Below are 22,536 nucleotides of genomic sequence, written 5' to 3'. Positions count from 1 at the left end.
GGAATCCCGGGCTTCTTACTATGGGATAACGAAAATGAGATGTGTGATAAACCAGTTTAGACCACTCTATCTGAATTCTAAAACGAACGATATCCGATTGGGCAATCATCCTGGAACGGGCACGAAGATAGAGAATGCGCCCTTTCAAGTACTTGGCATTCTTTCGCATTTCTTGATACCTGCCGACAGGAAAGCTGTTGCATCTACCCTGAGTAGTACTTTTGGAATGCCCGTAGACAATGTAGAGTCGCTTATCCAACAACTACTTGATGTTGGGTACCTTATCGATGCGGATGCCGCTTCGCGAGTTCTCGATAATAGTCGGCTTATGCGTGAGGCGCTTTACTTCGCGATGCAGGGCAATTATCTGCGAGTACCAAATATGCTAAGCGCCATCATGCATTCACATGTCACTATCCTTGGGATTGGAGGCATCGGATCAATTATCGCAGAGACGCTTGCTCGCGCTGGGGTCGGAAGACCGACAATTATAGATGACGACCAAGTTGAGGAAAGTAACCTCATTCAGCAAACTCTCTTTTCCTACGCAGATATCGACAGGCCTAAGGTCGAGGCTGCTACTGATGCGCTGAAGCGCATTAACCCATCCATTACCATCTCAGCATTGATGACAACAGTCAAGACGGATGGCTTCTTGGCCGAAACGGTTCATGATTCTGATATTGTTGTCTCCACAATAGATCGACCGGTACGAAGCGCTAGGGAGATGGTCAATCGCTTGTGCGTCAGCACGGGCACGTCATTCATCTTCGCTGGTTTCAGCGAACATGTCGGCATCGCAGGCCCTCTTGTCGTACCGGGGGAAACCGCTTGCTACCAATGTATCCTTGAGCAAATCGGTGAGGTCGATGATATAGCAATGAATGCAGGTCGCAAGATTCCGTCCTATGGACCTCTATGCCTTTCGATCGGAGCCATCACGAGCGACGAAGTCATCAGGTACGTGTCAGGATATGCTCCATGCTCTCTCATGGGTACGTCACTCATGCTTGATATGGCCACGTATACGACAACTCGACAGAGATGGCAACGGATGGACACATGCCCCGTCTGCTCGTCAAGGGAGGAGAAGGATGCGACTCGAAACAGTCGATGATTACCTGGCGGGTATAGAGAGAACTGCCGCTGGCTTCGGGCTAGACATACGAAGAGTGCGAATCGGCACGAGCTCTCAAGGACGGGAAGTCGTTGCATATGCTATCGATGGCCTGCCCAGAAAGCTGTTGATTCTCGGCTTCCCACATCCCAATGAGCCGCTCTCGCAGGTTGTGATCCTCCATTTACTCGAACGAGCAGCACTAATGACTGGAACAGGCAGGGACACTTGGTGGTTGGTGCCAGTCTGGGATGTTGACGGCGCGCACATGAACGAGCTTTGGTGGTCACAACCAAATGGTCTAACGCTTACTGGCATGGTCGAAGGCTGGTTCAGGGCGGCAACGAGGTACCAGGTGGAATGGGACTTTCCCCTCTCTTACAACGACTATGAGCATGAGACGGTGCTACCGGAAACGGCTGCCGTGGCTCGGCTCATCGACCGTATCCATCCGGACGGACTCATCTCATTGCACAACGGAACCGTCGGGGCAGCCTACGCCTATGCAGGTGGTCCTGACGCATCCCTCGCACTGGCTATTGCCGGAGTCCTTGCTGACTCCGGCCTTGAGGTCCTACGACATACACCCGTTCCCTACTGTAACAGCCTCGCCAAAGGTGTGTTCAGCTTACCCCTCGCCGAGCATGAGATTGATTTCCTCAAGAGTGCGGGTGACTTCGGCTCGGACTACACAAATGGAGCTGCGAGTTTTGAATACATGGGTAAGTCCTGCCGATCACTCGTGCTCGAGTTGCCACTCTTTTCGCTTGACGCCGCCCTTGTCCCCGGTACGCCGGATGAGTTCGCAGTGCGTCTAAAAATTCTATGGTCTCACTTCGAAGACGATCTCTGCACAGTTTTCCCGCGCAAGAATGCTGGTACAACCACTGACCTGCTCCTTTCGTCACCTAGAGAATTCTGGGAACGACGCACAAGCGATAGCGCCTACGTACATTCGGTTTGCAATCAAATGCAAGAGTGGCCCAGAGACGAGGCGGTTGATCGCTATTTCGGACTCGTATTCTCGATAGCAACTCAATATGCCCAGATGGCGCGCGCTCTCGGAAGAGAGATTGGTGGCAGCGCACAGTGCTTCGCCGAACTGGCCCATCTCGCGCCCGCTGTGAGCACGATTGGTACATCGGACGTGGAGCGCGTCGCTGACGGCATCATTCGGGCGTTTGTGGGTGAACAGATATGACGCAAGATGATGAGTTAATGACATATCCTAACCTGAAATCTCTCATCATCACTGAAGAAGAGAATGGAATATTCCTCCTTGGGAATGGCCAGAAGTTCGTACAGGTACCAGAGATTGGCATCCAGGTTATCTCCATGATGGACGGCACACGGAGCATCCCGGAGATTCATGACCTTACGCTCGAGAGATTCGATGCAGACATAGATATAGAAGCGTTCCTCAAGACTCTGAGAAGTGCGCAAATTCTTGATCGGCCACAGGTGAAGAATAACATGTTCGATCATATCCAAAGCAACTATGCAGGCATTCCTTTTTGCGCACCTGCCTATATTCTTTTTATAGCCCTTCTAGTCATGGCCATCGGATCGTATATGCTCGGGATCATTCCTTTTCCTACATATGATACCGTCTTAGTAACCCAGAGCAGCGCCGTGAACTTGCTTATTTTGACGGTACTCTCCTGGATAATTATTGCCGTGCATGAGTCATTCCATATACTCGCTGCCAGGTCGCTTGACTTACATGCGGAAGTATCTCTTGGTATCAGGATGCGATTCCCTATCGTACAGACCAACCCCTTTGCACGCTGCCCATGAACTTTGTACTGGTAAAAAACAGCGTTGATCGCTATCTGTCTGGTACTCCGGGAGCGCTACCAGACATGGCAATCGTCATCGGGCTGCTCGCTCTCAATGTAACCCTCTATCTCATTGCCGCTCTCAAACAGCGGGGAGATTCCAAGTTGTAGCCCATATGAACATCTCTAGCACACCTTACCTCTAAGAAGGTCTCGCTACCGGCAGATGTCCGCAAACGTCGCGCCGATGAGAGCCGCCAGCTCCTCCGGATTCACGCGCAGGCCCAGGCCGCGCCTGCCGCCCGATATGCCGATGCGGTCGAAGAGCTGCGCAGTCTCGTCGATGAGGGTGGGAAACCGCCTCCTCATGCCCACGGACGTGCAGCCGCCCCGCACGTAGCCCGTGAGGGGCTCCAGCTCCCTGGTGGGTAGCATCGAGAGCGCCTTCTCCCCTGCCGCCGCCGCGGCCTTCTTGAAGTCGAGCTCCTCGCCCACGGGCAGGCAGCACACCACGTGGTCGCCGTTCGGGGCCACACACACGAGCGTCTTGAACTGGCTTGCGGGATCCTCGCCCGCCTCCTCGGCCATGCGCAGTCCCAGGCCGCGCGAGAGGTCGCCCTCCTCATGCTCGTGGGCCGTGTAGGCAACGCCACCGCGCTCCAGCTCGCGCATGGCGTTGGTCTTGGCTATCCTCTCCCTCCTGGGCATGGGCTAGCCCCTCCCCTGCCGCGCACGGTCGCGCGCGAGGATGGGCGCCAGGTAGCGGCCGGTGTAGCTCTCCGCCACCTGGGCGACCTTCTCGGGCGTGCCGTAGGCCACGACGGTGCCGCCGCCCTCGCCGCCCTCGGGACCGAGGTCGATGATGCGGTCGGCCATCTTGATGACGTCGAGGTTGTGCTCGATCACGAGCACGGTGTTGCCCGCGTCCACGAGCTTCTCGAGCACCTGCACGAGCAGGCGCACGTCCTCGAAGTGCAGCCCGGTGGTGGGCTCGTCCAGGATGTAGAAGGTCCTGCCCGTCTGCTGGCGGTGCAGCTCCTTGGCGAGCTTCACGCGCTGGGCCTCGCCGCCCGAGAGCGTCGTGGCGCTCTGGCCCAGATGGATGTAGCCCAAGCCCACGTCGTAGAGGGTCTGCAGCTTGTTCTTGATGCGCGGGATGCTCCCAAAGAACGCGAGCGCCTCCGTGACCGTCATGTCCAGCACGTCCGAGATGGATCTGCCATGGTAGGTGACCTCCAGGGTCTCGCGGTTGTAGCGCTTGCCGCCGCACACCTCGCACGGCACGTAGATGTCGGGCAGGAAGTTCATCTCGATCTTGATCTGGCCGTCGCCCTTGCAGGCCTCGCAGCGGCCACCCGGCACGTTGAACGAGAAGCGTCCCGGGCTGTAGCCGCGCGCGCGGCTCTCGGGCACGGAGGCGAAGAGGCTGCGCAGGTCGTCCCATAGGCCGATGTAGGTGGCCGGGTTGGAGCGCGGCGTGCGGCCGATGGGGCTCTGGTCGATGTCGATGACCTTGTCCACGATCTTGTGCCCGTCCCCGTCCTGGAGCCCCTTGAGCTTGCGATAGGGGCCCACGACGCGCTTGGAGTGGTGCACGGCGTTGGTGAGGGCGGGCGCCAGCGTGTCCGTGACGAGCGAGCTCTTGCCCGAGCCCGAGACGCCCGTGACCACGGTGAGGGTGCCCAGCTCCACCTTGATGGAGACGTTCTTGAGGTTGTTTGCCCGCGCCCCCGTCAGCCTGACGGAGCCACGACGCGGGGTGCGGCGCCGCTCGGGCAGCTCGATCATGCGCCTGCCCGTGAGGTAGGCGCCCGTGAGGGAGTCGGGGTTGGCCATGATCTCCTCCGGCGTGCCGGCGGCCACGATGTCGCCGCCCAGCTCGCCCGCACCCGGCCCCATGTCGATCACGTAGTCCGCCGAGCGGATGGTGTCCTCGTCGTGCTCCACCACGATCACGGTGTTGCCCTGGTCGCGCAGGCGCCCCAGCGTCTCGATGAGGCGGTCGTTGTCACGCTGGTGCAGGCCGATGGAGGGCTCGTCCAGGATGTAGAGCACGCCCATGAGGCCGGCGCCGATCTGCGTGGCCAGGCGGATGCGCTGTGCCTCGCCGCCCGAGAGCGTGGCGGCCGCACGGCTGAGCGTGAGGTAGTCGAGGCCCACGTTGACCATGAAGCGCAGGCGGGCGACGATCTCCTTGACGATGGCGGCACCGATGAGCTGCTGGCGCTCCGTGAGCACGAGGCCGTTGAAGAAGGCGAGCGCATCGGCGCAGGAGAGGTCGCAGACCTCCTGGATGTTCTTGTCTCCCACGGTGACGGCCAGGTATTCGGGTTTGAGGCGCGCCCCGTGGCAGCTGGGGCAGGGCACCACGCGGATGTAGCGCTCGAGGTGCGTCCTCATGGTCTCGCTCGTGGTCTCCTGGTACTTCTCGAAGAGCACGGAGCGCACGCCGGAGAACTTGGTGAACCAGTGGGTGTCACGCCCGTCCCGCGTGTGGTAGTCGACGCGGACCTTGGCGTCACCCAGGCCGTCGAGCAGGGCCCGCTGGGTCCTCTTCCTGAGGTCCTGCCAGGGGGTGTCGGGGCTCTCGCCCAGATGCCTGCAGACGGCGGCAAGGATCTGCGGATAGTAGTTGGAGTGGCCGAAGATGGCGCCAAAGACGCCACCCGTCACGGAGAGCGTGGGATCCTCGATGAGCGCCTCGGCGTCCACGATGCGGCGGGTGCCGATGCCGTCGCAGTCGGGGCAGGCGCCGTACGGGGCGTTGAACGAGAAGTCGCGCGGCTGGAGGTCGTCGATGGAGTGTCCGTGCTCGGGGCAGGCCAGCGCCAGCGAGTAGGAGAGCAGCTCGCCCTCCGTGCCCTCGGGGGCGTCACGATCGGGCAGCAGGTAGAAGGCCACCCGGCCCTCGGCGATGCGCGTGGCCGTCTCCACGGCCTCGGCGATGCGACCCAGGCTGTTCTCGCGCACCACGATGCGGTCGACCACGACCTCTATGGTGTGCTTGAACTTCTTGTCGAGCCTGATCTCGCCTGTGCCCAGCTCGCGCACGTCACCATCCACGCGGACACGCGAGAAGCCCTCCTTGGCGAGGTCCTCGAAGAGCTTGGAGAACTCGCCCTTGCGGCCCAGCACCACCGGCGCGAGCACGAGGGCACGCCTGCCCTGCGCATGGGCCAGGACCTTGTCCGCCACCTGATCGGTGGTCTGGCGCTCGATGGGCCGCCCGCACTCCGGACAGTGGGGCACGCCGATGCGCGCGAAGAGCAGACGCAGGTAGTCATAGACCTCCGTCACGGTGCCCACGGTGGAGCGGGGGTTCTTGCTCGTGGTCTTCTGGTCGATGGAGACGGCCGGGGAGAGGCCGTCGATGCTGTCGAGGTCGGGCTTGTCCATCTGGCCCAGGAACATGCGGGCATAGGAGGAGAGGCTCTCCACGTAGCGGCGTTGGCCCTCGGCGTAGATGGTGTCGAAGGCCAGGCTCGACTTGCCCGAGCCCGAGAGCCCCGTGATGACGACGAGCCTGTCGCGCGGGATGGTGACGTCGACGTCACGCAGGTTGTGCTCGCGTGCGCCGCGGATGACGATGGACTCTGATGCCATGGGTACCTCTTGTGACGGAATTCCGAGTGGGGGCGCCACCGGGCGGCGCCCGCTGTATGCCCATCCAGTCTACCCAATACGGGCGACAGCGAACGACCGTCCACAGGCATCGCGCGTGCGCCGTGCCCTACCTGTGGGTGCCTTTTGCTGCCTGTGGGTGCTTTTCTCCCGAACGAGCCTCTGGCGACCTGCTATTTTGTGAGCCGCATGCGGGAGAATCGCACCCACACGAACCGACTGGCACCCACAGGGGTGGAGAATCGCACCCACACGAAGGGGCAGACGCATCCCGATGCCCCCGGATGTGGGACTCCCCTAGGTCGCCGCATCGAAGGCGGTCTGCCCCGGCCGCTCCTCGGCAAGGTGGTCGAGGGCATCAGCTGCGTCGGAGCCGAGGTCATACAGGTAGTCGACGTCAATCTCCTCGATGGAGCCATTGAGGTAGCCATTGACGTCGAACTCCGCAATGCGAGCGGCGGGCACGGAGAGCCCAAAGGCCAGCCAGATGACGAGCAGGGCTGCCAGGGACCACCTGTACAGGCGGAACCGCGGCCGGAACAGGCGCACGGCCGTAAGGATGCCCAGCATGAGGATGGACGCCATACCCACGTACGTGAGGGCGCGCAGCATCGTGAGGCCATAGCGCTCGACGTACAGCCCCATCCTCAGCGCCGAGGAGGCCAGCATGACCGCGATGGCGGCGAGCAGCCCGCACTGCAGCACGAGCAGGATGATGGGACGTTTGCCAGTGTGGAGCCGCCACACGCATGCCAGGGCCACCGCGAGGTTGATGGCGGAAACGCCCACCAACTCGAAGAACCCCTGACGCGCATAGCTCGCATAGGCACCGGTGGCATCCACTATCGAAGAGCCGCCAAACAGCTCCTGGAACTGCACGACCACGAAGATGAGGTACACGGCATCGAGAGCCGCGAGCATCGTGGTGAGCGCGACGGTGTTGGCGGGCCTCGGCACGTGCGCGCCCTCCGTCACACGGTGCGCCTCCTGGGCGTGTGCGACACCGTAGAGCAGCGAGAACGTCGCCAGCGCAACCACGAGGAACCGCACGACGCGCCAGACCCACCACTCGTCATCGAGCCAGCCAAAGAGGTGATCGAGCGCCGACCCAAAGTTCCTGTCGGCATGCAGCAGGAGCGGGACGACAACAACCAGCACGGCACCCGCGGCAAGGACGCCCCACAGCACGGACGCCAGCGTGCGCCTACCCTGCGCGGTCATGGCGTGCGTGGGCCTCAGGACGGGCACGTTGCGCACCAGGCCGCCCACGAATGCGCCCAGTGCGGCGGAAATGCCACCCATGGACAGTGCCAGGCTCTCCGGTCCGCCCGCAAGAACCAGGAAGGCGAGCATGCTGGCCGCCGCCAACACGACGGCATTGAGCTCGCGAACCACCGCATTCGCCGAAAGCGCTGGAACAATGGCAAGGGCAACGGTTGCCACGAGCAGGAACCACTCGTAGGGCACAAGGTCCCTGAGGCTGCTTATTACGTTTATCTCGGCGTGGTGTTCCGCAGCTCATCGGTGCGCCGTTCCACGGCGCGTCGGTGCGCGCCTGCGCGCAGAGTCGGTGCGGGCGGGCCACATGACCGCGCCCGCACCCGCGGTGCCGCTATCTTAGCGCACGCCTAGCCGATGCCGCCCATGCGCTTGCGCATCGACTCGTCGCCCTCGATGTGGATGACGTAGGAGTTGTGCACGATGCGGTCGGCGATCGCCTCGGCGATGGCGTCGCCGCCGAGCTTCTTCGCCCAGCCGCCCGCTCCGAACTGCGAGCAGAGCATGAGCGATCCGCGCGTGTTGCGGGCCTCGACGATCTCGAGCACCTCGCGGGCCTCGCCGTCCTTGAGCGGCTCGAGCATCCAGTCGTCGACTATCAGCAGGTCGCACCTCACGTACTTCTTCTTGACCTTCGCCCATTCTTCGTCCTTCTTGACGCACAGGTCGTCGAGCATCTCGGGCAGCCGCACGTAGCGCACGCTGAAGAACGCGTTGCACGCGGCCACGCCCAGCGCGCAGCCGATCCAGGTCTTCCCGGACCCGGTTGCGCCGGTGATGACGACGTTGCGGACGTCGCGTATCCAACCGCAGCCGGCGAGGTCGACGATGCGCTCGCGGTCGAGCTTGCGGTCTGGGTCGTAACGCACGCCGGCGACGTTGGCGTCGGGCGCGGAGAACGCCGCCTGCCGCAGCAGGCGCATCCGCTTGTTCACGCGCCGCGCGTCCCACTCGGCGTCCACGATCATCGCCAGGAGCTCGTCGAAGTCCATCTCCGCCGCGCCGGGGGCGTCGCCCAGGTCGCGGTAGGCCCTCGCCATCGTCGTCATCCTCATCTCGAACAGCTTGTCCATCGTCGATTGCATTGCCGCCATGGCTATTCCTCCTCGTCGTTTCCGTCGGCTTCTTCGCCTCCGCCGTCCGTACCCGCGCCGTCGTAGTACTCGCTGCCGCGCAGGTACGCGTGGCCGTCCGGCTCTCCGGGCTTGTCGGACGCGAGCTTGGCGGCGATTGTCTTCACGGTCTTGTAGCTGGGGTTGCGCGAGTATCCGAGCGCCTTCGAGCAGGCTTCCTCCAGCACGTCGTCACCGTGGCGTCGCCCCAGGTCGAGCAATGCCCGGCATGTCCGGTAGGCTTGCTGCTCGACGGTGCGCGACCGCAGCATCGCGTCGACGGCGGCCGCGACCGGGGCGCCTTTCTCGACTGCCCAGCGGCGGAAGCGGTCGCCGTTCCACTCGGCGTAGTCGCGGTGCGCGTCGGGCATGTGCTCGGGGTTGGTGGAGTACTGGCCCTTGGCGCCGTGCAGGCGGGGGTGCGTCGCCACGCGCTCGCCGTCGACGGCGATGGCGAGCGCGGTGGCTGTGGCCGCTATGTCGGCCTTCTTGCGCAGGCACGTGAACGGCACCGAGTAGAACATGCCCTCGAAGGCGACGTGGTAGTTAAACTGTATGGTGACGGACTTGTGCACGACTATCCTGTACGGGTGCGCCGGCAGCGGGATGAGCGAGCCCTTCTCCTGGCCGAGATACTCGCTCTCCCTGCTGCCCTCGCGCTTCTGGAACGGGCGGGCGTTTATGACGCCGACCTTGGCGGCGAGCGCCGCGCTCAGCTCGGCGAGCGACAGGAAGGTGCGGTCGCGCAAAGGCGCCATCGCCTGGCGCTCCACCAGCCCGACGGCCGCCTCGACCGACCCCTTGTCGCGCGGGCGCCTCGGACGCGCCGGGACGACGGCGCAGCCGTAGTGCCCGGCCATGCGGCGGTACCGCTCGTTGACGATCAGCTCGTCCACGGTGTTCCTGGTCACGCCCGTCTTGCAGTTGTCCGGGACCAGGATCGGCGTGGAGCCGCCGAAGAACGAGAACGCGTGCACGTGGGCGGCAATCCACGACTCCTCGCCCATGTCGGGGAAGGCGTCGGCGAACGTGTACTGCGACCACGGCAGGCACGCGACGGACACCCACGCCTTCGCGGCAAGGCCCGTGTCCGGATCGAAGTACTCCATGGGGTCGCCCGCCCAGTCGACCTCGGTCTTCTCGCCGCACTTGCAACCGACGCGCATGGTGAACGCGTTCGCCTCGGCCCACTTGCGGTGCCGCTGACAGAAGGCCGAGTACTGGTACGGCTCGCCGCCCGAGGCGACAGCCTCCTCGCAGTACTCGTTCCAGCACAGCGCGAGCGTCATGCCGCGCCGCATCAGCTCGGCGTCGACCTTCTCGTGGTCAATCGGGAACTTTGCGGACCGCGATTGCGCCTTCGGGTACAGCCTCGCGCGTATCGCGGCGTCGTCCATCTCCTGGGGCAGCGGCCATTCCAGCCCGACGGCCCTCGCGCGCTTCTCGACCTCCTGCACAGTCGATGCCGCGCAACCGCAAGAGTGGGCTGTGTTCTGCTGGCTCACCCCCATTGCCCTCAAACGCAGAATCTCTCTGTACTTGACCATTCTGCTTCCTTTCTCTCGATGGCCACGGGACGCCCCTTGCGTCCCCGCAATCGATTCTAGAAAGGAAAAGCCCGGCGATGCCGGGCTTGGATGAAAGTGTCGGTGCGCACCGACGCGCTATGGAACGGCACACCGGCGGCTCATGGAATCATGCACCGATTGGCGCGTAATATTCATGAGGCCCCTGCGCACGATGATGGCACAGGCCAGAAAGCTCACGACGCCCACGGAAAGCGTCGCGCCGCCCGAGAAGAGGAACCACAGGGAGTACTGCGCGGCATCGGATGCCCACGTCCACAGGAGCGAGAAGGCCAGGGCAAGCAGGAGGACTGGCACGTCTCCCCTGGTCATGGGGGGCCGTTCCCCGCCGGCATGTCCAGCGGCGGCATCTGCGTTTTGGGTATGGTAGCCCTCGGGCACGGGAGGGATCCCGGCCCCTTCATACGTAGCCATAGGTTGTTCCTTTCGTCGTTACGTCTGGTGTGGAACGTACTCAAGCACGTCACCGGGCTGGCATTCCAGCTCGCGACAGATCGCGGCAAGCGTGGTGAAGCGTATGGCACGAGCCTTCCCGTTCTTGAGGATGGAGAGGTTCGCGATGGTCACACCCACACGCTCCGAGAGCTCCGTGAGCGTCATCCTGCGGCGGGCGAGCATGACGTCCAGGTTCACGCGAATCTCTCCCTGCGGTTGCTCCGGCATCTCTACACCACCAGGTCGTTGTCGTCTTTGAGCTCGGCCGCCGACCGTGTGAAGGCGGCAAGCGTCGCGCTCACGATGGTCAGCGAGAACGAGAAGGCCGCTGCAACGGCGAGTGCCGCGGCAACCGAGAAGCGCACCGGCTGAGCCACGAGCGCATACGCCACGAACTCGCCCAGCCAGATCAGCGTATCCACGCCACAGAGCCAGCCCATCGCCTTGAGCGTGCGCACGTTGGCGACAGTGAACACCTCTCCCCTGCCGATGGCACCAAAAAGCCTCAGCGCCACGACGGCCAGCACGAGCAGTGGTACCGACCCCACGATGAACAGAACGGACGAGTAGGGTGGCACAAGGCCCGCCCCCTCTGCACCGGGCATGATCACGAAGGCGATGAGCAGGCAGGCTACCACCGCCACCAGGTCCATGATCACAAGTAGGATGACCATCCCCCTCTTTGGCATAGGCGTCTCCCCCTCACGAGGTGGTGTGTGTGGACACTATAGTCGTAAATCTATCGTTTATCAATATAAATTTATTGTTTTTCGATAAATCAAGGAGAACAGCCGCCTGGCCCTCTCCCCTGTGGGCGCTTTTCATTTGCATGTGGGTGCCTTTTGCTGCGTGTGGGTGCCTTTCTCCCGCGACAGCCTCCGCCGACCTGGGGTTCCGTGAGCCGACCCCAGGAGATACGCACCCACACGGACCGATTGGCACCCACACAGGTGGAGAAGAGCACCCACAGAGCGGTGGCCGTTGCCAGCGAGAACGGTGGCTACACATACGACGCCACCGAGCAGAACGTCCCGCCGCAGATCAGACTTGTAACAAGCTCAAAAGGGACAGCCGCCCGCGACGGTCGTGCGCCCCTCTTCCACATCGAACGTGCGAACTCATCCAGAGGAAGCCCGCCGATGATGCGAGGCTCATCGCAAGCGTCACCGATACGTTGCCCCATCATATTATGCGCGCCGCCAGTATGCGAGACCCCCTGCGCGCAGATGCGACACAGGGGGCCAAGAGGGCTTCTTGCAAGAACGTCGAAGGCTACACGATAAGCAAGCGGCGCCTGTTCACGTGGTGGCCGAACTCAGGCATGAAGATCTCGTTCTCCTTGTCAGGATCGAGGTGATCTTGAATGATGGGTGGCATGTACGACGAGGTGAAGCAGAAGCCATACGTGAGGTCATGGAATCCCTGGGCGAGGCCACCCGGTTTCTTGACCTTAAGGACGGCAGGGGCAGTGACATCCCACTGCGTCGTCATGTCGTACCTCATTTCCTCGGCCGTATAGTCCTCGCCCTTGATACGCCAGAGGATCTGATCCTTATCGAACTTCTCACCATCGACATACAGCGTTCCAGGCATGATCTGGCTCAGAAACACACCGCGATAATAGGGCAGGCGAACCTTGAGCTGAAAGCCGGTAACCTCTCCGGACTCGTCCTTGACATTCCTAAAGCCAACAGACTGTATTACTTCACGTTCCATCTTTCGTCCCTCCTAGTCGCCGATACAGCGCTTCATCAGAATGTGATGTTTGCGCAGGGTCTGACCGACTTCATAACCCTCGTCATATTTGTCGGCGCCCTCGTACTCGCTGAGGAGGTAACCATCCCAGTCATGGTCCTTCAGAATCTGGATGATCTCGGGATACGGAACCGTTGTCTCCTCAAAGTCATCGTTGATATGGAAGAACTTGGCATGGCAACAGTAAAGGTACGGAAGCAGGGGAATGATCTCCTCGGGCTTGCTGGTCGTGAATGCCGGATCAACCCATTCGCCTGGGTCGAAATGATTCTTGAACACGCTGAAATCGATGTTCAGCCCGAAGTTCCTTGTCCCCGTCCTATCGATGAAGTCAACGTAATCCTGGACGATTGGGCTGGCCAGATTAACCGGATTATGAATCTCTGGGCACATCTTGATACCGAGCTCCTCCGCCAGGGGCAGAGCTCCGAGGATGATGTCACGCCAGTTCTTGACTGGCGACTGATTGGGGCCGAAGTCCGCAATGACGGGCATCTTGGTGCGCATGACCGTAAAGCCCAGGCGATGGGCAATCCTGATGTCCCGTTTGAGCATTGCCACGGACTCCTCCGTCGTCAGCTCGCGAACGCTGCGCATGACATGGGAGTCAATCCAGTTGCCATACTCCACCGGAACGATCTCGTACTTGTCACACAGGCGGAACCACCTGTCCACCCACTCGTCCGTTGGGAACGGATAGTTCTCGATGTGCGTGTTTGCCAGAATCTCGATACCATGGGCGTCCATGTCGTGCACGTCCTCGAAGCAGTCCTCAAGGTTCTTGGTCAGGCCAAAATCGGCAGAATAGCTGTAAATGGCGACGCCACGCTTTGGTCCCCTTCGATCATACTGATACATGTTTGCCGTCTCCCTACCTACTGACACGTCTAGTCGAAACGAATCTCTCTGTTCTCACGTGCGGCCTTGTAGATATTGTCCAGGACCTTGGTAATCACAAAGGCCTGCTCTGGCTTGACGAGGGGCTCGGTACCCTTCTGGATGGCCTCGAGCCACTGCCGGTTGTCGATGACGCCCTCGACGTCACCGCCACCGCCAAAGTAGGCGACGTCACCCTGCGGCGTCAGGCGTTCCTCCATAAGCTGACCGTTGCGGCCACGGTTATAGATGAGCTCGTTCTGTGGATAGCTCATGCCAGAGTGAATCTCGGCGCCCTCCTTGGTACCGCACAGCGTCGTGGAGGCCTCCCTCGAATCAAGTAGGTTGAGGGCCCATGAGGCGAACAGGTTGATGGCCGCGCCGTTCTTCATCTTGATGAAGCCAAATGCTGAGTCCTCGACCTCATAGGTCTTGGGATCCCAGGGGCCAAAGAGGTTGCCTTCGGTTGCCTGTTGCAGGCCGCCTAGCTTGTAGAACACGGAGCCCGAGATAGACTCGACATCATAGTTGTTCATGCACCATAGGGTGATGTCCAGGGCATGAGTCCCGATATCAATGAGGGGTCCACCACCCTGAAGGGCCTTATTGGGGAACACGCCCCACGTAGGAACGGCGCGCCGACGGATGGCCCAAGCCTGGGCATAGTAGATGTCGCCCAGATCGCCTGCCTCACAGGCGGCATGTAGGTTCTGCACCTCTGCGCGGCACCGGTTTTGATAGCCAATCGTAAACTGCATTCCTGACGTACGCCAGGCATCCAGCATCTTCTGTGCCTCCTCGGTGCTGTGAGACATAGGCTTCTCACAATACACGTGCTTGCCTGCCTCAAAGGCAGCAATCGTGATCTCGGAATGAGACACGTTCGGTGTGCAAACGTGTACGACCTCCACGTTGGGATTAGCCAGCAGATCATGATAATCCTCGTAGACCTTGCACCCCGTTGCACCGTACTCTTCGGCAGCCTTCTGCGCACGCTCCTTGATGATGTCGCACGTGGCTACGATCTCGCACAGGGTGCCGTTCTTCCTCATGGCAGGCATGTGCTTTTGGTTGGCAATGCCTCCGCAGCCTACGATGCCTATGCGCACCTTGCTCATCGTTACCTCCTATCGTCACCATGCGAGCACCTCTTGCCCACATGTATGGAACCCCAGCCCCATTCCAGGCATTTGACCTGACATGATTTCCTACTCGGCCGTGGCGGCCTCAAGGCTTCTCTGCTCTTCCTCGTGACGTTTCCTAAGCCTCGTGCGAATGGCATCCGCGTCAGCATCCGTCATCTTCCAGAGCAGGCACAGAAGTGCGGCGAGGATGAACAGGATTGCGGGAACGAGATTGACCGTAAAATTTATGCCCATCTGGGCAAACGAGGTCTGGGCCACATTGGGGACATAGCCAAACACTGACATGATGGTGACTCCGAATGCGCCACCGATGGCATTTCCGATCTTGGTGGCCAGGCCGTAGGTAGCATAGGCGGTGCCATCGGTACGCACGCCCGTCTTGTCCTCCATGTAGTCGACCGAGTCTGCAACCATCGACAGGGACATGGGAAACCCGACGTTGAAAATGCCGAAGATCACATCGCCCGCAATGACCATCGCCATGTTGTCATAGGGGGCAAGGAACATCACAAGCAACCCGATGGCCTGTATGAGCATGGAGCCCATCAGTACGTTTCGCTTGCCGAGCCTCTTCGCACAGGCTGGAACAAACAAGGATCCCACAACGCCCAGCAGCGTCGGAAGCGTCATGATGAGGGCAATCATCGTGAATGAGCCTAAGTCATAGATGACCCAGAAGGCACAGACCGCAATGCGTCCCATGAACGCCGTCATCTGGACGAGCATGACAGCGCTGATAATCATGAGGTATCTGTTGGTAACAAGATTCTTGACAGTCTCTTTAAACGAGAACTTACGGGTCATCGTGGCCTTGAGAGGCTGCACGTTTTCCCGTGCGGTGAAGAACACGATCAGGAAGAGTGGGATTGATATGATCGCGTAGACAATCGCTACCACCAGGTATCCCTGGGCATCAGCTGTGCTGGAACCTTGGGCTGAAAAATGAAGCAACAGTATGGGAGACACGGCATTGACGATTGTCATACCGATGTTCATGCCAACGTTGCGCGAGGTATTGATCTTGTTGCGCTGATCCGCATCCTCTGACATGACCGCAGCCATGGCACCATAGGGAATATTGACCAGTGTGTAGCACATCCCGGCCACCGTGTAGATGACGGCTGCCCAAATCACTCCCGCTGTCGTGCTTCCCCCAAAGGGATTGGTAAACGTGAGGATGGAAAAAATCGCCAGGAACGGGCATCCAAAGGCAATGTATGGGCGGAAGCGTCCCCACCTCGAACGAGTACGTTCTGCGATAGCGCCCATCATTGGGTCGTTAAGGGCATCCCAGGCACGTGCCGCCAGCATGATGACCGAAACGGCAAAGGGCGCTATCCCCACCACGTCGGTATAGTAGATGGTTAGATACGAGCCGACAAATGTCCAGACAAACTGCGAAGCCAGGTCACCAAAGCCATAGCAAATGACTGCCGCGCGTGTGGCCATATGCTTTTTAATGCCATCCGCTTCCATTTCCCTCCCCTATCTCTGAGTGTTCGAAGAAACGAAAAAATGGGGGAATCGATTCGCCCTTGAGTGACACCACCTGCGTCATCTCTTGAAATCAAGTCTAGAGGGGGGCCATGCACGGCATCGACCCACATCAGTCGCAAAGATGGCGTGATTCTTGCGCCTTCCCGCGACATGAGACGTGGGCTGCAAGAAATAGCATCCTTTTCTTGAACACGAAGGTGTGTAGGAGGGGCCTACACCAAAAGGCACGCCAACAGAGGGCGACGGCAGCGGTCGCACGCCATCATTCATGTGTGATGGTGGCAGTGATAGGTTACGTGCGCTTTGAGACGTCACGCCTATTTCTTGTGTCGATAGATGTGCAGGGAGACGATCGAGTTGGGCTTCAGTGTCGTTTGAACCCAAAGCCTCTTGCGGGAATCAACGGTCTTTCTGTCAATGCTGATGCATGGGCAGCACACGGCTCGCAGATAATCCACATCACGAGTAGTGAGGTGCCTCTCAAACTGGAATTTTCGCCACTCCCCCACCACGTCGCCATGGCTCGTGTCAATGACCCTCTTCTTCACGCAATACTCACCCGGGAGGCACAGGTGCTCAATGGCAAAGTTGAGCGTAAGGGGCAGTGCACCAACGGCATGGTATGAGATGCACTCGTTAAGACCAATGTTCTCGTTGGTCAGATTTCTTATGGCCTGTGGGTAGGCATAATAGAAGCACAGGATATAGATGTCACCGTTATCCTGCAGGGTAGCGACATAGTTGTCCCCCTGGGCGATGAGCCTCTCCCCAAGCTGATTGAGAAAGTCGATGGCAAAGTAGACGGGCTTGCGGATTCCATCCTGAGAGAGGAGTCCGATCTTTCCTTCGATGATGCAGCTGGCGTCCGAGTAATTGCTGATCCAGTCCGATCCGGCCATCAAGCATACGCAGTCAACCTGTGTGTCAACATGCCGGATCGCCTCTATGGTCCACGCGGCACGCATGCAGCTGTCATTGAGGTAGTTTCTGTTGGAGATTGAGCTATTGAACTCGGAAATGAAGAGCCTTCTGCCGCCCATGCCCGATTCGTCCATAAGGGAGCGCATCTTCTCTACAAGCAGCTTGACAAACGACACATCTGGACAGATCCTCCTACGCTGTTTGTCTCCGCTGCCTGAGAAATAGGGAAACAAGAGGAATGATGCGAAGTCTGGAGCGCAGTGTTCGGCAATACAGCGCTGGTAGAAGCGCTTGAGAAAGCTGTAGTTCTCCACAACCTCACCCGAAATGCCCCCAAAGAGAGCACCGGGAACCTTCTCATGGACAATACGATAGGCGGTCTTCCACGCATCAAAGAAGTCGAAGGGGTCGCCCGCATAGGACTCCATGCTGTCATCATGGTCATAGTCACGATCAAACTCGAAGATCCACGTTGACACCTCCGTGAGCCCATAGCGATTTACCATCTCATCAAGCAGGCTCGAGAGGCAGTCTGCCCATATGCGCTTCGAGACGAACTGCACGCAGTCGTCCATATAGAACACGTTGTTCCCAAGCGATTTCAGAGCCATGTTGGGACGCCTTCCAAGGCAGATGTATGGCTTGAGGTTGTTGGTAACGAAAAAGTCCAGCACAGTGTCGAGTTCATAGAAGTTATAGCTGCCAAACGTCATGCCGTCCGACACCTTGAGACTCCGAGAGAAGATGTTCCATATTCTGAAATACCGGAAGTGAAGGTTCTTGTGCAGGTGCAGGACATGCTGCTGTATCTGCATAATATCAGCAATATTACCCATATTTATGATACCTAGGCAGGCATGTCTCTCGATGTGCGTGCGCTCGATATCCAACAATAAGTCTTCCTGGTGCCTGGATTGAGGGGCCCTGTAGCCCTTTTCGACAAGCTCACGACGAACCTCCCGCTCGTCCTTCTGTCGCTGCTGCTTGAGCTGCTTGGCATTCTGCCGATTGGTCTTGCGAAACCCGGAGGGACTCGTTCCCATAACCTTGTGAAAGGCCCGGTTAAAGGTCACAGGGGATGAGAAGCCGCAGGCCAACGCAATCTCCGTGAGGTTCTTATCGGACGACTCGAGAAGTTCGAGGGACATCTGCACGCGAAGCCGTGACACGTACTCCGTAAAGTTTATGCCCGTGCCATGCTTGAACAGCCGTGAAAGCGTCGATGGCGAGATGTACATGCTTCGGGCAAGCCTCGAGAGCGTTATGTTGGTCGTCAGATTATTGAGCACATATCGTATGGCCTCTTCCATGCGGGCGTCATTGCTGGCGTCATCACCAACTTCTCCTACGTTCGCAAAGCTGAGCTGATAGTTCTCTATGAGGGTGTTGAGTAACTTCAGCAGGAGACTATCCCGTAGGGCATGGGTCCGATTGGTGTCGGACGTATACTCCGCTATCAAATCATTGAAGACCTCACGCAAATCTGCATAGGCATGGGAAGCATCCCTCACCGAGTTTGCGTACAGGACGATATGCTGAGATCCTATGACGGCATGTATGAGCTCCATTGGAAAGCTCGCGACCCCGTACAGGGCGTCTTGAGACTTCCGTATCATGCAGCCCATGCCAGGGGCCACAAGCAGCACGTCATCCTTTGCCAGACTGATGTCTTCCTCCCGATAGCGCACGGTCATCCTGCCCTCGAGCACGAAGAAGACGAAGAGATTTGTCTGGGCATAGGAGACACCTGTCTTCGCCCGTACGATGGAAAAATCGAGATTCTGCAAAAACATACAATAACCATCCTATTTTTACTCAATAATCGTTGAGGAAGCTTGTACGTAGATAAGCGGTTGTCGCACCAAACAATTACTGCAAGGCGCACGATAGCTCATCAAAAAATCCGTAAGCGGGCCTTTGCGACCGTTCATAACCAGCAATGCAAGAAATGCATGATGTTTGTTGTAATCGCTAGGTTGCTCGCCTCAAGTACTGCAAATACCGTTCGATATCTAATGCCGGAAGGCAAACGCAGGACAGTCCTCCTCCATAGACTCATATAGAGGGCAGATCCCTTTTGCTCGGTCTATCTTGGAGGTAGAGATGGCAGATGACATTCGCATGGCAATCATCGGGCACGGCTTCATGGGCCACGAACATGAGAAGATGCTCTCTGACTTTCCCGGCATCACCCTCACAGGCTTTGCCGACAAGGATCCCGAGCAGCTCGTAGATGTCCGCGATGGCCTCAAGCGCTATGGCAGCAACGAGGAGCTCCTAGCGGACCCCAGTGTAGATACGGTCATCATCGCAGCCAACAACAACCAACATCATGATCTCGTCATCCAGGCGGCGCGTGCCGGCAAGCACGTCATCTGCGAGAAGCCCGCGGCGATGAGCCTCAGGGAACTCGACGAGATGGAGGCGGTCTGCAAGGGGTGCGGCGTCACGTTTACCGTGCACCAGCAACGTCGCTTTGACCCCGACTTCCGTATCGCGAAGGCCGTCTGCGACTCCGGCACGCTCGGCAACGTGTATGCCATCAAGAACCAGCTCTACGGCTTCAACGGCACCATGCATGACTGGCACGTCTTTGCGAGCGAGGGCGGTGGCATGCTCTATGACTGGGGCGTCCACCTGCTCGACCAGGTGTGCTGGATGTTCCCAGGCGCCAAGCTCAGGTCAGTGTTTGCCGACATCCGCAGCGTCATCAACAAGGAGGTCGACGACTACTTCCAAATCATGCTGCGCTTTGACAACGGTGTTACGACGACTGTGGAGCTTGGCACATACTATCTTGCCGACAAGGCCGACGAGAAGTGGTTCGAACGTCACTGGTTTGTTGCCGGCGACAGGGGCAGCGCCTATGTTGATGGCTTCGAGCCCACTGGCAAGATTGTACGAACCACGCATCTGCTCACGAATGTCCCCGGCCACAGAACCATGACAGCCGCCGGTCCCACACGCTCGTTTGGGCCGGCCCCCGAGGGGACTCTCGTCACCGAGCCCCTGCCCACGGTCAACACCTGCCATCGCAACTACTTTGAGCACTATGTCAGAGCACGTCATGGCAAGGAGAAACTCTTTGTCAAGATTCCCGAGGTTCGCCGCGTGCTGCGCCTCATGGACGCCATCCGGGAGTCTGGGCGCACCGGCAAGTCCATCGACTTCGAGTGATACGCGAGAAAGGACTCCATCATGAAGTTTGGCCTGCTTACTTCTATCCTGGAAGGCACAACCTTCGAGAAGGCCGTCGACTTTGCCTCCGAGAATGGCCTACGGTGCCTTGAGGTCGCCTGCTGGCCCAATGCGGGCGGCGCGAAGCGCCGTTACGCCGGCGTCTGCCATATCGATGCCGAGGCGCTCACCTTGGAGCGTGCCCGCCAGATCAACGAGTACTGTGCCAAGAGGCACGTCGAGATTTCCTCCCTCGGCTACTACCCCAACACCCTCGAACCCGACCTTGCAAGGCGCGAGGAGTATGTCAAGCACCTCTATGCGCTCATCGATGCCTCCCATATGCTGGGCGTCAACATGGTCTCTACGTTCATAGGCCGTATCCCCACCAAGAATCTAGAGGACAATCTTGAGGAAGTCAGGATGGTTTGGCCTCCCATCCTCGAGTATGCACAGGCAAAGAATGTCAGAATTGCCATTGAGAACTGCCCCATGCTCTTCACCAAGGACGAGTGGCCTGGCGGGCAGAACCTCATGACCTCACCTTCCAACTGGCGCAAGATCTTTGAGGTGCTCCCCTATGACAACCTTGGCATCAACTATGACCCGTCCCACTTTGTATGGCAGCAGATTGACTACATCAAGCCTCTCTATGAGTTCAGGGACAGAATCTTCCACGCCCACTACAAGGACATCAAGCTGCTTACCGACAAGTTACACGATGTTGGTGTGATGGCCTATCCACTCGAGTACATGTCCCCCAAGATCCCTGGCCTAGGGGACATCGACTGGGGCGCGTTCGTCTCCGCGCTCACGGACATTGGCTACAACGGCTACACCTGTATCGAAATCGAGGACAAGGCCTTTGAGGGCAGCCTCGAAGAGGCGAAGCGCGCCGTGCAGCTTGCAGCAAGGTACTTACGCAACTTTGTCCCGGTGGATGAGTAGCCATGCCTCAGGAGCCATGTCCTGTATGCAATATAGATGGGCAGACATTGCCGTAGGCCTCTGAACCACGCCGGTGTGGGCATACTGGCCATTCGACAAACAAAGCGGTCGGACCGTTACCTCGTTGCTGCGGTCCGACCGTAGTTTGTAAAGCAAGGGGCGAGGGGTCAGGATCTACCCCACGTCGATCCTGTGGACCCAGCCGAACCGGTCCTCGATCTCGCCCGACTGGATGCCCACGAGGGTCTCACGCAGCTTTGCCATCACGGGACCCACATGGTCCATGCCGTAGACGACCTTCCGCCCGTCGGCGTCGACCTCGCCCACCGGCGAGATGACGGCCGCGGTGCCGCACATGCCGCACTCGACGAACTGGTCGATCTCCGCAAACGTGACGGGGCGCTGCTCGACCTCCATGCCCAGCATCCTCTGAGCCACGTCCACCAGGGAGCGACGCGTGACGGAGGGCAGGATGGAGTCCGTGTGCGACTGCGGCACGACGAGCCTGCCATCCTTGGTGACGAAGAGGATGTTGGCGCCGCCGGACTCCTCCACGTACGTACGGGTCTCGGGATCGAGGAACATGTTGTCCGCATAGCCTGCCGCGTGCGCCTCGACGGAGGGAAGCAGACTCATGGCATAGTTGAGGCCGGCCTTGATGTTGCCGGTGCCATGGGGCGCGGCGCGGTCGTACTTGGAGACCTGCAGCTTGACAGGCTTGATGCCACCTGCGTAGTACGGACCCACCGGGGTCACGAGGATGCGGAACTGGTACTCGTCGGCAGGGGCGACGCCAATGACGTCGCCCGTGGCCACCATGAACGGGCGGATATAGAGCGTGGCACCGGATCCGAAGGGCGGCACCCAGGCAGCGTTGGCTCTCACGACCTGCTCGACGGCGTCCACGAAGCGGTCCTCGGGGAAGGGCGGCATGATCAGGCGCTTGGCGGAATCGTGCATGCGCCGGGCGTTCTGGTCGGGACGGAAGCAGACGATGTCACCACCCTTGGTGGTGTAGGCCTTGAGGCCCTCGAAGACCTCCTGGCAGTAGTGGAAGATGCCCGCGCATTCGGAGAGGTGCAGGGAGTGGTCGGTGGTCAGCGTGCCCGCATCCCACGCGCCATCCCTATAGTCGGACACGTAGCTGTAGTCCGTGTGCATGTAGGCAAAGCTGAGCTTGCCCCAGTCCAGATCCTTCTTCTCCATGCTTTCCTCCACTGGTGACGACACCCTGTAGTGCCTGCCCTAGAGTGTACGCGCATACACCATCTGCCACGTCAAACCCAAACG

At 59.5% G+C, this 22,536-nt stretch carries 19 protein-coding genes; 5 read left to right on the top strand and 14 right to left on the bottom strand.

Annotation, left to right across the window (positions count from 1 at the left end):
- The 3 genes from HMPREF1316_RS01000 to HMPREF1316_RS00990 form a co-directional block, all read left to right on the top strand.
- The coding region (locus HMPREF1316_RS01000) for a HesA/MoeB/ThiF family protein (RefSeq protein WP_156900958.1) at positions 1-1,117 on the top strand (1,117 nt) is incomplete at its 5' end.
- Positions 1,095-2,318 (top strand): M14 family metallopeptidase, encoded by a 1,224-nt coding sequence (locus tag HMPREF1316_RS12950; protein WP_051332856.1) that lies wholly within the window; start codon positions 1,095-1,097, stop codon positions 2,316-2,318. The genes HMPREF1316_RS01000 and HMPREF1316_RS12950, both read left to right, overlap by 23 nt.
- Positions 2,315-2,914 carry a PqqD family protein gene (locus HMPREF1316_RS00990; protein WP_156900957.1) on the top strand — a complete coding sequence of 200 codons (600 nt, stop codon included), beginning with the start codon at positions 2,315-2,317 and terminating at the stop codon, positions 2,912-2,914. Before HMPREF1316_RS12950 ends, HMPREF1316_RS00990 begins: the two co-directional genes overlap by 4 nt.
- Before the next feature lie 197 nt (positions 2,915-3,111).
- Here HMPREF1316_RS00990 and HMPREF1316_RS00985 read toward each other — a convergent pair whose 3' ends face one another.
- From HMPREF1316_RS00985 to HMPREF1316_RS00925, 13 genes are all read right to left on the bottom strand, one after another.
- Positions 3,112-3,603, bottom strand: coding sequence for an aminoacyl-tRNA deacylase (locus HMPREF1316_RS00985; protein ID WP_021724935.1), 492 nt, complete (start codon positions 3,601-3,603; stop codon positions 3,112-3,114).
- 3 nt (positions 3,604-3,606) lie between these two features.
- Positions 3,607-6,498: an excinuclease ABC subunit UvrA gene (gene uvrA / locus HMPREF1316_RS00980; protein ID WP_021724987.1), complete on the bottom strand. Its 2,892-nt coding sequence runs from the start codon at positions 6,496-6,498 to the stop codon at positions 3,607-3,609.
- A 315-nt stretch (positions 6,499-6,813) separates the two neighbouring features.
- The gene (locus tag HMPREF1316_RS00975) at positions 6,814-7,983 is read right to left on the bottom strand and encodes a DUF4153 domain-containing protein (RefSeq protein ID WP_021724923.1); all 1,170 of its coding nucleotides are present in this window, start codon (positions 7,981-7,983) and stop codon (positions 6,814-6,816) included.
- 161 nt (positions 7,984-8,144) lie between these two features.
- Positions 8,145-8,888 carry an ATP-binding protein gene (locus HMPREF1316_RS00970; RefSeq protein WP_021725027.1) on the bottom strand — a complete coding sequence of 248 codons (744 nt, stop codon included), beginning with the start codon at positions 8,886-8,888 and terminating at the stop codon, positions 8,145-8,147.
- 2 nt (positions 8,889-8,890) lie between these two features.
- A complete protein-coding gene (istA, locus tag HMPREF1316_RS00965) occupies positions 8,891-10,417 on the bottom strand; it encodes an IS21 family transposase (protein WP_232204383.1) in 1,527 nt (508 codons plus the stop codon).
- Between the two features lie 153 nt (positions 10,418-10,570).
- Positions 10,571-10,804 carry a hypothetical protein gene (locus HMPREF1316_RS00960; protein ID WP_198009530.1) on the bottom strand — a complete coding sequence of 78 codons (234 nt, stop codon included), beginning with the start codon at positions 10,802-10,804 and terminating at the stop codon, positions 10,571-10,573.
- Positions 10,805-10,924: 120 nt separating this feature from the next.
- Positions 10,925-11,155 (bottom strand): helix-turn-helix domain-containing protein, encoded by a 231-nt coding sequence (locus HMPREF1316_RS00955; RefSeq protein ID WP_040650698.1) that lies wholly within the window; start codon positions 11,153-11,155, stop codon positions 10,925-10,927.
- A 2-nt stretch (positions 11,156-11,157) separates the two neighbouring features.
- A complete protein-coding gene (locus tag HMPREF1316_RS00950; protein ID WP_021724974.1) occupies positions 11,158-11,616 on the bottom strand; it encodes a DUF2975 domain-containing protein in 459 nt (152 codons plus the stop codon).
- Between the two features lie 583 nt (positions 11,617-12,199).
- Positions 12,200-12,643, bottom strand: coding sequence for a C-glycoside deglycosidase beta subunit domain-containing protein (locus tag HMPREF1316_RS00945; protein ID WP_021725006.1), 444 nt, complete (start codon positions 12,641-12,643; stop codon positions 12,200-12,202).
- A gap of 12 nt (positions 12,644-12,655) precedes the next feature.
- Positions 12,656-13,540, bottom strand: coding sequence for a sugar phosphate isomerase/epimerase family protein (locus HMPREF1316_RS00940; protein WP_021724992.1), 885 nt, complete (start codon positions 13,538-13,540; stop codon positions 12,656-12,658).
- A 29-nt stretch (positions 13,541-13,569) separates the two neighbouring features.
- Entirely contained in the window at positions 13,570-14,676 is a 1,107-nt protein-coding gene (locus tag HMPREF1316_RS00935) for a Gfo/Idh/MocA family protein (RefSeq protein WP_021725022.1), read from the bottom strand.
- Between the two features lie 90 nt (positions 14,677-14,766).
- On the bottom strand, positions 14,767-16,179 hold the full coding sequence (locus HMPREF1316_RS00930) for an MFS transporter (RefSeq protein WP_021724940.1): 1,413 nt from the start codon (positions 16,177-16,179) through the stop codon (positions 14,767-14,769).
- A 338-nt stretch (positions 16,180-16,517) separates the two neighbouring features.
- Entirely contained in the window at positions 16,518-18,914 is a 2,397-nt protein-coding gene (locus HMPREF1316_RS00925; RefSeq protein ID WP_021725023.1) for a GH39 family glycosyl hydrolase, read from the bottom strand.
- A gap of 310 nt (positions 18,915-19,224) precedes the next feature.
- Between HMPREF1316_RS00925 and HMPREF1316_RS00920 the strand changes: the two genes are divergently transcribed.
- Both HMPREF1316_RS00920 and HMPREF1316_RS00915 read left to right on the top strand, forming a co-directional pair.
- Positions 19,225-20,298, top strand: coding sequence for a Gfo/Idh/MocA family protein (locus tag HMPREF1316_RS00920; protein ID WP_021724944.1), 1,074 nt, complete (start codon positions 19,225-19,227; stop codon positions 20,296-20,298).
- A 21-nt stretch (positions 20,299-20,319) separates the two neighbouring features.
- Positions 20,320-21,246 carry a sugar phosphate isomerase/epimerase family protein gene (locus HMPREF1316_RS00915; RefSeq protein WP_021724928.1) on the top strand — a complete coding sequence of 309 codons (927 nt, stop codon included), beginning with the start codon at positions 20,320-20,322 and terminating at the stop codon, positions 21,244-21,246.
- A 174-nt stretch (positions 21,247-21,420) separates the two neighbouring features.
- Here the strand turns inward: HMPREF1316_RS00915 and HMPREF1316_RS00910 are convergent, their stop codons facing one another.
- Positions 21,421-22,452 (bottom strand): branched-chain amino acid aminotransferase, encoded by a 1,032-nt coding sequence (locus tag HMPREF1316_RS00910; RefSeq protein ID WP_021725025.1) that lies wholly within the window; start codon positions 22,450-22,452, stop codon positions 21,421-21,423.
- Positions 22,453-22,536: the final 84 nt, after the last annotated feature.

Origin of the sequence: Olsenella profusa F0195 (assembly GCF_000468755.1) — a bacterium.
In the GTDB taxonomy this organism is placed as follows: Bacteria; Actinomycetota; Coriobacteriia; order Coriobacteriales; family Atopobiaceae; genus Olsenella_F; species Olsenella_F profusa.
The sequence above is the reverse complement of the archived record's forward strand: the minus strand, read 5'-3'. Positions and strand labels throughout refer to the sequence as shown.

What these genes read in the sequence shown, in the direction of transcription:
- HMPREF1316_RS12950 (WP_051332856.1), top strand. Translation starts at nt 1,095, where the DNA reads ATGCGACTCGAAACAGTCGATGATTACCTGGCGGGTATAGAGAGAACT.
- HMPREF1316_RS00990 (WP_156900957.1), top strand. Translation starts at nt 2,315, where the DNA reads ATGACGCAAGATGATGAGTTAATGACATATCCTAACCTGAAATCTCTC.
- HMPREF1316_RS00985 (WP_021724935.1), bottom strand. Translation starts at nt 3,603, where the DNA reads ATGCCCAGGAGGGAGAGGATAGCCAAGACCAACGCCATGCGCGAGCTG.
- uvrA (WP_021724987.1), bottom strand. Translation starts at nt 6,498, where the DNA reads ATGGCATCAGAGTCCATCGTCATCCGCGGCGCACGCGAGCACAACCTG.
- HMPREF1316_RS00970 (WP_021725027.1), bottom strand. Translation starts at nt 8,888, where the DNA reads ATGGCGGCAATGCAATCGACGATGGACAAGCTGTTCGAGATGAGGATG.
- istA (WP_232204383.1), bottom strand. Translation starts at nt 10,417, where the DNA reads ATGGGGGTGAGCCAGCAGAACACAGCCCACTCTTGCGGTTGCGCGGCA.
- HMPREF1316_RS00960 (WP_198009530.1), bottom strand. Translation starts at nt 10,804, where the DNA reads ATGACCAGGGGAGACGTGCCAGTCCTCCTGCTTGCCCTGGCCTTCTCG.
- HMPREF1316_RS00955 (WP_040650698.1), bottom strand. Translation starts at nt 11,155, where the DNA reads ATGCCGGAGCAACCGCAGGGAGAGATTCGCGTGAACCTGGACGTCATG.
- HMPREF1316_RS00950 (WP_021724974.1), bottom strand. Translation starts at nt 11,616, where the DNA reads ATGCCAAAGAGGGGGATGGTCATCCTACTTGTGATCATGGACCTGGTG.
- HMPREF1316_RS00945 (WP_021725006.1), bottom strand. Translation starts at nt 12,643, where the DNA reads ATGGAACGTGAAGTAATACAGTCTGTTGGCTTTAGGAATGTCAAGGAC.
- HMPREF1316_RS00940 (WP_021724992.1), bottom strand. Translation starts at nt 13,540, where the DNA reads ATGTATCAGTATGATCGAAGGGGACCAAAGCGTGGCGTCGCCATTTAC.
- HMPREF1316_RS00935 (WP_021725022.1), bottom strand. Translation starts at nt 14,676, where the DNA reads ATGAGCAAGGTGCGCATAGGCATCGTAGGCTGCGGAGGCATTGCCAAC.
- HMPREF1316_RS00930 (WP_021724940.1), bottom strand. Translation starts at nt 16,179, where the DNA reads ATGGAAGCGGATGGCATTAAAAAGCATATGGCCACACGCGCGGCAGTC.
- HMPREF1316_RS00925 (WP_021725023.1), bottom strand. Translation starts at nt 18,914, where the DNA reads ATGTTTTTGCAGAATCTCGATTTTTCCATCGTACGGGCGAAGACAGGT.
- HMPREF1316_RS00920 (WP_021724944.1), top strand. Translation starts at nt 19,225, where the DNA reads ATGGCAGATGACATTCGCATGGCAATCATCGGGCACGGCTTCATGGGC.
- HMPREF1316_RS00915 (WP_021724928.1), top strand. Translation starts at nt 20,320, where the DNA reads ATGAAGTTTGGCCTGCTTACTTCTATCCTGGAAGGCACAACCTTCGAG.
- HMPREF1316_RS00910 (WP_021725025.1), bottom strand. Translation starts at nt 22,452, where the DNA reads ATGGAGAAGAAGGATCTGGACTGGGGCAAGCTCAGCTTTGCCTACATG.